Here is a 13,458-nt window from a genome sequence, read left to right on the forward strand (position 1 = left end):
CGCGCATGAAAAAAGGGCCGGCGCTCCGTGGGGAGACGCCGGCCCTTTCGCATTCGAGCGGCAAAGCAGGCCGATAAGCCGGATTCTGTGCACGCTGCGCGCCGAAGCACGCAACGCGTGGCAGCCATTCCTCTAGGCGCGCCATTGCTGACGCGCTCAAGCTTCCTACCCGCAGACGAGACGGGGGCCCCGTCCTGCATCCGAAAATGCGCGCCTGCCTACTTGGAATTGCTCCGGGTGGAGGTTACCGTGCCGGCGAACGTCGCCGTCGCCGCGGTGCGCTCTTACCGCACCGTTTCACCCTTACCTGATCCCGGCTTGCGCCGGGCCATCGGCGGTTTGCTTTCTGTTGCCCTGTTCCGCGTGTCGCCACGGATGGCCGTTAGCCATCACCCTGCCCTGTGGAGTCCGGACTTTCCTCGCCCCCGCGCGCCCGAAGGCGGCGAGGCCGCGACTGCCTAGCCTGCTTTGCGACGCGCATTCTAGCACTGCGCGCCGCGGGCCGCATGGAGTCGGGCTCACGCGGCGGTGCTAAAGGTCACGCCAGTTTCCAGCCGATCGTCTCGCCGGCTCGCAGCGGCACGACGGGCGTATCGCCCGCGAAGATCTCGCGTGGCAGTTCCCATGCCTCGCGACGCAGCGTGACCGTCTCGGCGCTGCGCGGCAGCCCGTAGAAATCGGCGCCGAAGAAGCTCGCGAAGCCTTCCAGCTTGTCGAGCGCGCCGGCGTGATCGAACGCTTCCGCATACAGTTCGAGCGCGTGCAGCGCCGTGTAGCAGCCCGCGCAGCCGCACGCGGTCTCCTTCGCGTCGCGCGCATGCGGTGCGCTGTCGGTGCCCAGGAAGAAGCGCGGGTTGCCCGACGTCGCGGCCTCGACCAGTGCAACGCGATGCGTCTCGCGCTTCAGCACCGGCAGGCAGTAGTAGTGCGGGCGAATCCCGCCGACGAACAGCGCGTTGCGGTTGTAGAGCAGGTGATGCGCGGTGATCGTCGCGCCGAGCAGGCCGGGCGCCGCGTCCGCGTCGCGCACGTAGTCGGCCGCGTCCTTCGTCGTGATGTGTTCGAACACGACCTTCAGGCCCGGGAAATCGCGGCGCAGCGGCGTCATCACGCGGTCGATGAAGACCTTCTCGCGGTCGAACAGGTCGATCGACGCATCGGTCACCTCGCCGTGCACGAGCAGCGGCATGCCGGTTTCCTGCATCGCCTCGAGCGTCTTCGCGCATTTCGCGAGATCGGTGACGCCGTGGTCGGAATTCGTCGTCGCGCCTGCCGGATACAGCTTCACGCCGTGCACGAAGCCGCTTTCGCGCGCGCGGCGAATCTCGTCGGGCGGCGTGTTGTCGGTCAGGTACAGCGTCATCAGCGGTTCGAACGTCATCCCGGCCGGCAGCGCCGCGAGGATGCGCTCGCGATAGGCCTGCGCCTGCGCGGTGGTCGTCACCGGCGGCTTCAGGTTCGGCATGACGATGGCGCGGCCGAACTGGCGCGCGGTGTGCGGCAGCACGGCGGCGAGCATGTCGCCGTCTCGCAGGTGCAGGTGCCAGTCGTCGGGACGGGCGAGCGAGAGCGTCGCCGGGGAGGAAGCGTTCGAGGCAGTCATAGGAGGCGTCGTGAGGAACGGGCTGGCCATCGGCGGGGCCGGAACGCGCGTGCGCGGGCCGACTGACGGCAAACCGCAACACGGGGCCTTCGGCCGGCGGAATCCGCTTTTTACCGCTCAGGGCTCGGTGATATGCTAGAAGCCGCATTGTACCGGGGTTCGCCCGGTTCGTTACCCCCCGCCTCAGCCTGCTGCCCCAAGTAAAATGTGCCAACTCTTAGGAATGAACTGCGCCGCGCCGACGGACGTCACATTCTCCTTCACAGGTTTCGCGGCCCGGGGCGGCCTCACCGATCACCATGCCGACGGCTGGGGCATCGCGTTCTTCGAAGATAAAGCCTGCCGCCTGTTCATCGATCACCAGGCCTCGGCCACGTCGCCGATCGCCGAAATGGTGAAGCGCTACCCGATCAAGTCCAAGAACACGATCGCGCACATCCGCAAGGCGACGCAAGGCCACATCCTGCTCGAGAACAGCCATCCGTTCATGCGCGAGCTGTGGGGCCGGCACTGGATCTTCGCGCACAACGGCGACCTGCAGGACTACGCACCGGACATGGACGGCAGCGTCTACCATCCGGTCGGCACGACCGACAGCGAACAGGCATTCTGCGTGCTGATGCAGGGGCTGCGCGAAGCGTTCCCCGGCGCGCAGCCGCCGTTGCCCGAACTGTTCGAGCGCGTCGGCGAGCTGACGCGCGGCATCACCGATCACGGCGTATTCAACTTCCTGATGTCGAACGGCCAGGCGCTGTTCGCGCATTGCTCGACGCGGCTGCACTACCTCGTGCGGCGCTGGCCGTTCTCGACCGCGCACCTCGTCGACGAGGACCTGTCGATCGACTTCGCGAAATACACGACGCCCGAGGATCGCGTCGCGGTGATCGCGACGCAGCCGCTCACCGACAACGAAGTCTGGACCGCGTTCGAGCCGGGCGAGCTGATCATGTTCCAGTGCGGCGACGTCGCCGCGCGGATGCGGATCCCGGTGCCGGAGCGCGTGCTCGAGAAGCTGCGCAATCCGTCGCTCGACGCGTCGGCATCGGCGCCGCGCGACACGCGCGAGGTGCTCGCGACCGCCGCCGAAGTCGATTCCGACGACGCGATCGACTTCTGAGCGTCCGGCGCGCCAGCGCCCTCCTCCTTTCACCTTTTCGCCGCGGCACCGCACGTCGATGGCCCACCGCGTCCAATCGCGGCGGCGGCTTCGTGCGCAAGCGACTCGGTAACGCTCACCGTCGCAACAAATCGCCCTCCCCTGCGCCGACTGCGTTTCATCGCGACCACAGTCCGGCACATCGAAGCGACGCCGCACAACACTTTTCGGATTTGATTTATTTTCAATTTAAAACAAATCGAAAACCAAAATACGGCGGCGGTATTCAGATAATCCGGCAACCGCATTTTAACGCACCAATCCGGCACAAACCGTGCGGCACCTCACCGAGCCAGCAGCCGCTGATTTGCATCACCCAAGCCCGCCAAGACCCTATACAGCAAGGCTTTCAGTTCGATTCATCGCACAACCAAAAAATACCCGATGAAAACAGCATGATTGCCGCATTTGTTAGATTCCCGACAATCGATCACTCGCCCGATCAATAGACTCCGCCCATCCTCGGTGTAACGAATTGCGATTCGCGGAGAAACGGCCACGGCCGCCGCACACCCATTCACGCCATTCTCCACCGCGGATTGCGATTTCACCGCGCCGCGGTGAAAACCACATCAAAACAAGAGAGAGGGGCTTGTCGTGAATCATTCATTTCGATCGATATGGAGCGAGACCACCTGCTGCTGGGTCGCGGTTGCGGAAACGGCACGGGCGCGCGGCAAGCGCCCGGGCAGCGCGTCCGGCACGAGCCGCCGCGCCGCTCACGCGGCAACGCACCGGACCTCGCTTCGCATCGTGGCATTCGGCGCGTTGCTCGCCGCGCTGTCGGCCGGCTCCGCGCATGCGTCGACCTGCGGCGGCGGCACGGCCGTCGCGAACGGCGGCACCTGCGCGCCCGGCAGTTTCAGCCCGACCGTCAACGACAACCTGGCAGGCTCCGCCACCGTCTCCGGCGGCGACACCGTCGGCGTGTCGGGCGCATGGACCGGCGCCGGCGGTGACCCGGGCTACACGCTCACGCCGATCGGCAGCACGACCATCGTGTCGGGCAACCCGACCCAGCCGCTGCTGTCGCTGGGCGGCAAGACGCACAGCGTCAGCACGCCCGACTCGATCACCGGTACCCACACGACCGTCGCGACCTACGACTCGTCCGCGTTCTCCGCGTCGACGGCCGGCGCGACCGAGGTGCCCGTCTACCATGACGTGAACGGCGATCAGTATGTGAACGCGCGCATCGGCACCGTCACCGCCACCGGCGGTACGCTCAACGTGTCGATCGGCAATGCGGCGAACGCGCCCGATGCGGCCGGCAACGCGATCTCGATGGCCGCGAAGGGAACCGACCTGACCTTCGCGGACGGCAAGGGCGCCACGACCAGCACCGTCAACTGGAACTCGCGCAACCAGATCCGCTTCACCACCGGCGATTACGTGGCGGACGGCGGCGCCATCGGCAGCCGCCAGCTCGACGTGCCGGCCTACGCGGGCACCTTCACCGCATTCGACGGCAGCACGTGGAAGGTCACCGACGCCGCCTCACTCGCCGCGTACAACGACTTTCTCGTGCGCTCGGTGCAAAGCGGCGCGCTCGGCTCGCAGGCCGCCTACGACAGTGCGCTCGGCCAGGCCGTCACGTTCTCGCAGCAAACCTTCCAGTATCAGAACAACGTGTCCCCGGGCGACAAGAACACGTTGCCGATCGGCTTCCTGTCGGCGATGCACGGCACGGGCGCGAACGCGACGCTGCACATCGGCACGGACGGCCAGATCGACTTTCGCGGCGTCAACACGATCGTCCCGAGCTCGGCCGTGCTCGCGGAAAACGGCGCGCACTTCATCAACGACGGGCGCCTGTCGGGCGACTTCACGCTGGTGCGCCTGCTGAGCGGCGCAAGCGGCGTCAACAACGGCGTGATCTCGTCCGGATACGCGTCCGGCGACGACTTCGACACGAGCGGCAGCACGCCGCCGAACAACTTCAACTTCCATGCATACACCGAAGGCAACGGCGTATTTGCGAACGGCACGGGCACGTCGTTCGTGAACAACGGCGTGATGAACGTCGGCGCATGGACGCTCGACGGCAACCAGCCGGACCTGCAGAACTACGCGGTCGCCGCGACAGGCGGCGCGACGGCATCGAACGCCGGCACGATCAACGTCGGCGTCAATGCGACGACACTCGACAGCCAGGTGATCGGCGGCCTCGTCGACGGCGGCAGCTTCACGAACCAGGCCGGCGGCACGATCTACCTCGGCCGCTCGGCGCAGTACGCGCCCGGCGGATCGGCAAACGACGTCGCGCTCGCCGCGCACGCGTACGGCATCCTGCTCGGCAATTCCGGCACCGCGAGCAATCTCGGCACGATCGTGATCGGCTCGCAGACGCAGAACGGCGCCGCGATGGCGAGCATCGGCTCGGCGGCCGGCACGCTGAGCAACGCGGGCGCGATCGTCGTCGACGGCGCGGCGTCCGGCACGCCGCTCGCCAACGTCGGCATGCTCGCGGCCAACACGGCCGCGACCGTGACCAACACCGGCACCATCACGCTGAACGGCGTCAACGGCATCGGCATCAGGGTCGTCGGCAACGGCACGACTGCGACGGCGGCGACCTCGACCGGCACGATCAACGTGGCCGGCGGCCTCGATCCCGCATCGGGCACACGCAACTACGGCGTATGGGCCGAGGGGCCGCTCGCGAAAGCGACGCTCGACGGCGCACTCAACCTGACGGGCACCGGCGCGATCGGCGCGCACGCGCGCTCGGGCGCGACGATCGACGTCGGCGCCAATGCCGTGCCCGCCTTCAAGTCGGGCACCAACCAGATCGGCTTCTACGCGTATGGCGCGGGCTCGAAGATCAACGTCGCCGCGCAGCACCTCAGCGTCGACACCGACGATTCGACGCTGTTCCGCGTTGCGGGCGGCGCAGCCTACACGGGCGCGTCGACGGCCGGCACGCTGACGACCGACGTCAACGGCCAGCGCGCGCACGGCGTGCTCGCGACCGACGCCGGCACCGTGCTGTCGACCGGCAACGCGATCTACAACGTCAACGGCGCGAACGGCATCGCGATCGCGGTCGAAGGCGGCGCGCAAGGCACGATCGACGCCGGTGCGACGATCAACCTGAACGCGGCCGGTGCGATCGCCGGAGTCGTCGACGGCCAGGCGCACGACCTCGCCGGTGCCAATGCCGGTGCACCGGTCGCGACGACGCTCACCAACGACGCCGCCGTCACGTCATCGACGGCCGGCGTGACGGGCTTCGTCGCGCAGAACCTCGGCACGCTCGCGAACCGCGACACGGTGCTGCTGACGGGCGCCGGCTCGACGGGCGTCGTGATCGGCGCACTCGGCACGGTGAACAACGCGTCGACGATCCGCGTATCCGACGGCACCGGCGCGCTCGTGCAGGGTGCGTCGGCGACGCTCGCCAACGCAGGGCTGATCGAAGCCGACGACGGCATCGCGGGCGTGCACCTGACGGGGGCCGGCGCATCGGTCGCGCTGTCGGGCACCGGCACCGTGAGCGCGAACGGCAGCGCCGACGGCGTGCTGATCGACTCGACCGTCACGGGCGGCGGGCTCGCGGCCGGCGCGACGTCGATCGCGGTCGGCGGCTCGGGCAAGGGGATCGACAACCAGGGGACGAACGCGACGATCACGCTGGCCGGCACGCAGATCGGCACGACCGGCAGCGGTGCCGACGGCCTGTCGTCGACGGGCGCCGGTGCACGCATCGCGGCCGATGCGGCGACCGTCGTCCGGACCACCGGCGACAACGCACGCGGCTTCTTTGTGTCGGGCGCGGATTCGACGCTGGCAGCCAACGGTACGACCGTCACCACGACCGGCGCGGGTTCGGCTGCAATCGTGACGAACGGTGGTGCGACCGCGCTGCTGTCGGGCGCGAAGATCACGACGGCCGGCGCGACCGCCGACGGCCTCGTCGCGCAGAACGGCGGCCGCATCGGCGATACGGGCTCGACGATCGCCAGCACCGCCGGCAACGGCGCCACCGCCGACAGCGGCGGCGTGCTCGCGTTGACCGGCACGACGCTCAAGGGCGCGACGGCCGGTGTGCTGACCTCCGATACGCTCGCAAACGGCGCGACGAGCTCGGTGCTCGTCGACGGCGGCAGCGTCACGTCCACCACCGGGCCGGCCTTCGCCGCGCGCGGCGGCACGGCCGACATCGCCGTGCGCAACGGCACGGTCGTGACGGCCGGCAACGGCACGCTGCTCGACCTGTCGAACGGCAGCCACGCCACCTTCACCGCATCGGCCGTGAACCTGGCCGGCGACATCGTCTCCGACGCATCGAGCACCGGCAACGTGCTCCTCGCGAACGGCACGACGCTGACCGGCAAGATCGATCCGGTCGCACTGACCGTCGACAACACAAGCACGTGGCGCATGACGGGCAGCTCCGTGCTGAGCAGCCTGAACAACGCGGGCCTCGTCACGTTTGCCGCACCGACCGGCTCGCCGACGCTCGCGGGCAGCTACAAGACGCTGACGACCGGCAGCTACGTCGGCAACGGCGGCACGATCGCGCTCAACACGTTCCTCGGCGCCGACGCGTCGCCGACCGACCGCGTGATCGTGAACGGCGGCGCCGCGAGCGGCACGACGGGCCTGAAGATCTCGAACACGGCCGGCACCGGTGCACAGACGAAGGGCGACGGGATTCCGGTGGTCGTCACGGCCAACGGCGGCACGACCACCGCATCGGCGTTCCAGCTCGCCGGACCCGTACAGGCAGGCGCGTACGAATACCGGCTCTATCGCGGCGGGCAAGGCGACGCGAACGGCTGGTACCTGCGCTCGCAACTCGATCCGTCGGATCCCGGCAACCCGATCCATCCGTCCGGCGGCGGTGACGGCGGCAACAACGGGAACGGCAACGGCGGCACGCTCGCGTATCGCCCTGGCGTGTCGGGTTATGCCCTCACGCCGCTGCTCAACGCCGATTACGGCTTCTCCACACTCGGCAAGCTGCACGAGCGCGTCGGCGACATCTACAACCTCGAGAAGCAGCAGCCCGGCAATCGCGACGGCGTGTGGGGGCGCATCGGCGGCCAGAGCCTCGACGCGAACGCGGGCCGCTTCGCGGCCGACGAGCGCACGTTCTTCGCGCAGTTCGGCAAGGACTGGACGCTCGACCAGGCGCCGAACGGCGGCGGCAGCACGCATGCAGGCGTGACGGCCAGCATCGGCGTGTCGAACGCGAGCTTCAGCGACATGGCGCGCGCGGATACGGCCAACCTGTCGACGTCGACGGGCTCGGTCGAGATGCATGCGCAAAGCGTCGGCGGCTACTGGACCAGGTACCTGCCCGACGGCACGTACTTCGACAGCGTCGGACAGGTCACGCACTACGGCAACCGCTATCGCGACAGCTACGGCAACGAGGCGTCGCAGAACGGCTTCGGCGTCGCGCTGTCGCAGGAAGTCGGCAAGCCGTTCGCGATCGGCGCGCTGCCGGTCGCGGTCGAGCCGCAGGCGCAGCTGATGTACCAGTACCTGAAGCTGAACGGGTTCAACGACAACGTCTCGGCGGTATCGGGCACGACGACGAACGCGCTGCGCGGCCGCGTCGGCGTGCGCATCTTCCGGCCGAACCTCCAGTCGGATGCGGGCGGCGGCGCAGCCACGCCGTACTTCACGGCCGACGTGCTGCACGACTTCCTGTCGCCAGGGCAGACCGTCGTCGGCGGCACGCCGTTCGCGACGCATCTCGGCCGCACGTGGTACGAGCTCGGCGTCGGCGTGACCGCGGGCTTCGGCAAGTCGGGCGAGCTGTATGCGAACGCGAAGATCGCGCGCAACATCGGCGGCGACTACCGGCGCGGCATCGTCGGGCAGGTCGGCTACCGGTACAGCTGGTAACGGCAGACGAAAAAAAACCGCCCGGGGCGCGACCGGGCGGTTTTCGTAACGGCGCACCTGCAGCGCCGACGAGCGCGAACGCTCAGTGCAGGATCTTCGCGAGGAAGTCCTTCGCGCGTTCCGATTTCGGATTCGAGAAGAAATCGTCCTTGCGGTCGTCCTCGACGATCGCGCCCTTGTCCATGAAGATCACGCGATGCGCGACCTTCTTCGCGAAGCCCATCTCGTGCGTGACGACCATCATCGTCATCCCTTCCTGCGCGAGTTCGACCATCACGTCGAGCACCTCGTTGATCATCTCCGGGTCGAGCGCGGACGTCGGCTCGTCGAACAGCATCGCGATCGGGTCCATCGACAGCGCGCGCGCGATCGCGACACGCTGCTGCTGGCCGCCCGACAACTGACCCGGGAACTTGTGCGCATGCGCCTTCAGGCCGACGCGGTCGAGCAGCTTCATGCCCTTCTCGTTCGCCTCGTCCTTGCCGCGGCCGAGCACCTTGATCTGCGCGAGCGTCAGGTTCTCGGTGATCGACAGGTGCGGGAACAGCTCGAAATGCTGGAATACCATCCCGACCTTCGAGCGCAGCTTCGACAGGTTCGTCTTCTTGTCGCCGACCGACTGGCCGTTCACGAGGATCTCGCCCTGCTGGAACGGCTCGAGGCCGTTCACCGTCTTGATCAGCGTGGATTTACCCGATCCCGACGGGCCGCACACGACGACCACTTCGCCTTTCTTGACCTCGGTCGTGCAGTCGGTGAGAACCTGAAACTGGCCGTACCACTTCGAAACGTTCTTGATGGAAATCATCTTGTGACCTTTTTCTGGAGACCCTTGACGAGTGCAGACGCCAACGAGCAAATCACGAAATAGCATGCGCCGGCGAACAGGACCATCTCGACGGTCGTGCCGTCGCGATCGCCGACGTTCGCAGCCGTGCGGAAGAAGTCCGCGAGACTGATCACGTACACGAGCGACGTATCCTGGAACAGGACGATCGCCTGCGTGAGCAGCAGCGGCACCATCGCGCGGAACGCCTGCGGCAGGATCACGAGGCGCATCGCCTGCGCGTAGTTCATGCCGAGCGCGAACGCGGCGTTCACCTGCCCGCGCGGCACCGCCTGGATGCCGGCGCGGATGATCTCGGAATAATACGCGGCTTCGAACAGCGAGAACGCGACCATCGCCGACGCAAGACGAATGTCGATCGTCGGCGACAACCCGAGCACGCCCTGCAGCAGCTGCGGCACGATCAGGAAGAACCACAGCAGCACCATCACGAGCGGGATCGAGCGGAACACCGTCACGTACGCTTTCGCGAACCACGCGAGCGGCTTCACGCCCGACAGCCGCAGCAGCGCCAGCAGCGTGCCCCAGACGATCCCGACCACGATCGCGATCAGCGTGATCTTGAACGTGACGATCGCGCCCGTCCACAGCGTCGGCAGCGCGCCGGGAATACTACTCCAGTCGAACTGATGCATCACTTGCCTCCGATATAGCCGGGCAGCCGCGTACGGCCTTCGATCCAGCGCATGAACGCCATCACGACGAGGTTGATGATCACGTACGCGAGCGTCACCGCGATGAACGATTCATACGTCTGCGCGGTGTAGTCGACGAGCTGGCGCGCCTGCGCGGACAGGTCGAGCAGGCCGATCGTCGACGCGACGGCGGAGTTCTTGAAGATGTTCAGGAATTCCGACGTGAGGGGCGGCACGATGATGCGGTACGCAACGGGCAGCAGCACGTAGCGGTACGTCTGCCATTGCGTGAAGCCCATCGCGAGGCCGGCGGCGCGCTGGCCCTTCGGCAGCGCGTTGATCCCCGAGCGCACCTGTTCGCACACGCGCGCGCCCGTGAACAGGCCGAGACAGATGATCGACGCGGTGAAGAACTGCGTGGCGGGCGGCAACTGCTTGATCCAGGTGCCGATCGATGCGGGCAGCAGCTCCGGTATCACGAGATACCAGACGAAGAACTGCACGATCAGCGGAATGTTCCGGAAGATCGACACGTACACGGTGCCGATCGCGGACAGCCATTTGTTCGGCACGGTGCGCAGCACGCCGAACAGCGAACCGACGATCAGCGCGATGACCCAGGCGACGAGCGACACTTCGATGGTCACCCAGAAGCCGGACATCAGCCATCCGAAATAAGTCGTCGGCTCGCCGGTCGACACGGGGCTCAGGAAGATGCCCCAGTTCCAGTGGTAAGACATGGGCAAGACTCCAGCAAAAAGAGACGGAAGAAGCGGGGCCTCTTCCGTCTCATTAGCGTCATTTCTGCATCAACGGCCCTGCGGTCAGTCGAGTGCCTTGTCGTTCGGGTTCGCGTACAGCTTCTTCATCGAATCGGACAGCGGGAAGTTCAGGTTCAGCCCCTTCGGCGGGATCGGGTTCTCGAACCACTTCGCGTAGATCTTCGCGGCTTCGCCCGACTTCTCGACTTGCGAGATCGCGTCGTCGACGACCTTCTTGAAGTCCGCATCGCCCTTGCGCATCATGCAGCCGTACGCTTCTTCCGATTGCGGCGTGCCGACGATCACCCACTCGCCCGGCTGCTTCGCCTTCGCGCGTTCGCCCGCGAGCAGCGCGTCATCCATCATGAACGCGACCGCGCGGCCCGATTCCAGCGTATTGAACGAATCGCCGTGATCCTTCGCGCTGATGATGCTCATGCCGAGCTGCTTGTCGTTGTTCATCTTGCGCAGCAGGCGCTCCGACGTCGTACCGGCGGTGGTCACGACCGTCTTGCCCTTCAGGTCCGCGAAATCCTTGACGCCCGAATCCTTCTTCGTCATCAGGCGCGTGCCGATCACGAAGATCGTGTCGGAGAACGCAGCCTGCTGCTGGCGCTCGAGGTTGTTGGTCGTCGAGCCGCACTCGATGTCGACCGTGCCGTTCTGCACGAGCGGGATGCGGTTCTGCGACGTGACCGGGATGTTCTTCACCTGCAGGTTCGGCAGGTTCAGCTTCTTCTTCACCGCGTCGACCACCTTCAGCTGGAATTCGCGCGAATAGCCGACCACCTGCTGGTTCTGGTCGTAGTAGGAGAACGGAATCGACGATTCGCGGTGGCCCAGCGCGATCACGCCCGTGTCCTTGATCTTCTTCAGCGTGCCCGTCTCCTGAGCATGCGCGCCGCTTGCGAACGCGCAAAGCGCCGCGAACATCAGGACTGCCTTTTGGTATTTCATTTTGGTCATCTCCTTGGCTAAAACCCGCGCCAGTGTATCAAAGTAATATTTTTGAAAGTACTGGTTGTTTACCGCACTACGAATCGCGCTGCGCGAAGCCTTCCTCCCGGCTTCGGGCGCCCCTTCCGGCGCCTGAATGCGCGCGCGGGCGATGCCGGATTCGGCACCGCCCGCGAGGGTTCATGCACGCAACCGGATGGATTGCGTCATGGATTGATCGTAGTCAACCGATCCGGAATCGGCAACCGCCGATCGAGGATCGCACGATCAGGGGTACAGGCCGCGCATTTCGCGCGCCATCAGGATGCGCTTGCACGCAACGATGAACGCTGCGGTACGCACCGACACCTTGTGCTCTTCCGCGACCGCCCACACGCCGGAGAACGCTTCGCGCATCACGCGTTCGAGACGGTGGTTGATCTCGTCTTCCGTCCAGAAGAAGCTCGAGAAATCCTGCACCCATTCGAAATACGACACCGTCACGCCACCCGCGTTCGCGATCACGTCCGGGATCACCAGCACGCCGTTCGCGGTCAGGATGTCGTCTGCCGCCGTCGTCGTCGGGCCGTTCGCGCCTTCGACGATGATCTTCGTGCGGATCTTCCCTGCGTTCTTCTCGGTGATCTGGTTTTCCAGTGCCGCCGGGATCAGGATGTCGGTTTCGACGGTCCAGAACTCGTCATTCGGCATCGGCTCCGCGCCTTCAAAGCCCGCGACGCCGCCCGTGCGTGCGACGTGGTCGAGCAGCTTGTTCGAATCGAGGCCGCCCGGCTGGTAGATCGTGCCCGTGTGATCCTGCACCGCGATCACCTTCGCACCCGCTTCCTGGAACAGCTTCGCCGCGATGCCGCCGACGTTGCCGAAGCCCTGCACCGCGATGCGTGCGCCTTCGATCTCGAGGCCCTTCTTCTTCGCCGCTTCGCTGCCGACGACGAACACGCCGCGGCCCGTTGCTTCCTTGCGGCCGAGCGAACCGCCGAGTGCGATCGGCTTGCCGGTCACGACGCCGGTCGACGTCTGGCCCTGGTTCATCGAGTACGTGTCCATCATCCACGCCATCACCTGTTCGTTGGTGTTGACGTCCGGCGCCGGAATGTCGGTGTTCGGGCCGATGATGATGCCGATTTCGCTGGTGTAGCGGCGCGTCACGCGCTCGAGCTCACCACGCGACAGCTTGCGCGGGTCGACGCGGATACCGCCCTTCGCGCCGCCGTACGGCACGTTCACGGCCGCGTTCTTGACCGACATCCATGCGGACAGTGCCATCACTTCCGACAGCGTCACGTCCTGGTGGTAACGCACACCGCCCTTGCCCGGGCCGCGCGACACGTTGTGCTGCACGCGATAGCCTTCGAAGTGCGCGACGGTGCCGTTGTCGAGCTCGATGGGGCAGTCGACGATCAGGATGCGCTTCGGGCGCTTCAGCGTTTCGAGCCAGCGCGACAGCGAGCCGAGATACGGCGCGACGCGATCGACTTGCTGAAGGTAGTTGCCCCACGGGCCGAGATCGTCGGCGTGCAGGTAGGACGGGATGGACTGCAATTGCGAAGACATGGATGCTCCAACGGTCAACAGGTGCGCACATTGTCGAAAAACCCGTTTTTTTTATCCAATGCCGTTTGCTTATTCGATTATGCGTT

General features: G+C 66.3%; 9 protein-coding genes and 1 other RNA gene. 3 read left to right on the top strand and 7 right to left on the bottom strand.

What is annotated here, in order from left to right:
* Window positions 1-58: 58 nt before the first annotated feature.
* Both rnpB and pyrC read right to left on the bottom strand, forming a co-directional pair.
* Window positions 59-470, bottom strand: an RNA gene (rnpB, locus tag FFS49_RS15415) — RNase P RNA component class A.
* A 68-nt stretch (window positions 471-538) separates the two neighbouring features.
* Window positions 539-1,603 carry a dihydroorotase gene (pyrC, locus tag FFS49_RS15420; RefSeq protein WP_105815967.1) on the bottom strand — a complete coding sequence of 355 codons (1,065 nt, stop codon included), beginning with the start codon at window positions 1,601-1,603 and terminating at the stop codon, window positions 539-541.
* A gap of 205 nt (window positions 1,604-1,808) precedes the next feature.
* Here pyrC and FFS49_RS15425 point away from each other — a divergent pair, with 205 nt between their 5' ends.
* The 3 genes from FFS49_RS15425 to FFS49_RS15435 all read left to right on the top strand — a co-directional run bounded on the left by FFS49_RS15425 (window position 1,809) and on the right by FFS49_RS15435 (window position 8,618).
* The gene (locus FFS49_RS15425; RefSeq protein WP_039361465.1) at window positions 1,809-2,720 is read left to right on the top strand and encodes a class II glutamine amidotransferase; all 912 of its coding nucleotides are present in this window, start codon (window positions 1,809-1,811) and stop codon (window positions 2,718-2,720) included.
* A 92-nt stretch (window positions 2,721-2,812) separates the two neighbouring features.
* Entirely contained in the window at window positions 2,813-3,208 is a 396-nt protein-coding gene (locus FFS49_RS15430) for a hypothetical protein (protein WP_137909741.1), read from the top strand.
* 148 nt (window positions 3,209-3,356) lie between these two features.
* Window positions 3,357-8,618: an autotransporter outer membrane beta-barrel domain-containing protein gene (locus FFS49_RS15435; RefSeq protein ID WP_105815966.1), complete on the top strand. Its 5,262-nt coding sequence runs from the start codon at window positions 3,357-3,359 to the stop codon at window positions 8,616-8,618.
* Window positions 8,619-8,700: 82 nt separating this feature from the next.
* Here FFS49_RS15435 and FFS49_RS15440 read toward each other — a convergent pair whose 3' ends face one another.
* The 5 genes from FFS49_RS15440 to FFS49_RS15460 all read right to left on the bottom strand — a co-directional run bounded on the left by FFS49_RS15440 (window position 8,701) and on the right by FFS49_RS15460 (window position 13,372).
* Window positions 8,701-9,426, bottom strand: coding sequence for an amino acid ABC transporter ATP-binding protein (locus FFS49_RS15440; RefSeq protein ID WP_046544940.1), 726 nt, complete (start codon window positions 9,424-9,426; stop codon window positions 8,701-8,703).
* Window positions 9,423-10,100, bottom strand: coding sequence for a glutamate/aspartate ABC transporter permease GltK (gene gltK, locus FFS49_RS15445; protein ID WP_039361469.1), 678 nt, complete (start codon window positions 10,098-10,100; stop codon window positions 9,423-9,425). The genes FFS49_RS15440 and gltK overlap by 4 nt, the downstream gene beginning before the upstream one ends.
* A complete protein-coding gene (locus FFS49_RS15450) occupies window positions 10,100-10,840 on the bottom strand; it encodes an amino acid ABC transporter permease (RefSeq protein ID WP_039361471.1) in 741 nt (246 codons plus the stop codon). The genes gltK and FFS49_RS15450 overlap by 1 nt, the downstream gene beginning before the upstream one ends.
* Window positions 10,841-10,924: 84 nt before the next feature.
* The gene (locus FFS49_RS15455; RefSeq protein WP_039361473.1) at window positions 10,925-11,818 is read right to left on the bottom strand and encodes a glutamate/aspartate ABC transporter substrate-binding protein; all 894 of its coding nucleotides are present in this window, start codon (window positions 11,816-11,818) and stop codon (window positions 10,925-10,927) included.
* Window positions 11,819-12,085: 267 nt separating this feature from the next.
* Window positions 12,086-13,372: a Glu/Leu/Phe/Val dehydrogenase gene (locus tag FFS49_RS15460; protein WP_039361475.1), complete on the bottom strand. Its 1,287-nt coding sequence runs from the start codon at window positions 13,370-13,372 to the stop codon at window positions 12,086-12,088.
* Window positions 13,373-13,458: the final 86 nt, after the last annotated feature.

The organism is Burkholderia sp. 4NA327C6 (assembly GCF_005502655.1).
Classification (GTDB): Bacteria; Pseudomonadota; Gammaproteobacteria; order Burkholderiales; family Burkholderiaceae; genus Burkholderia; species Burkholderia contaminans.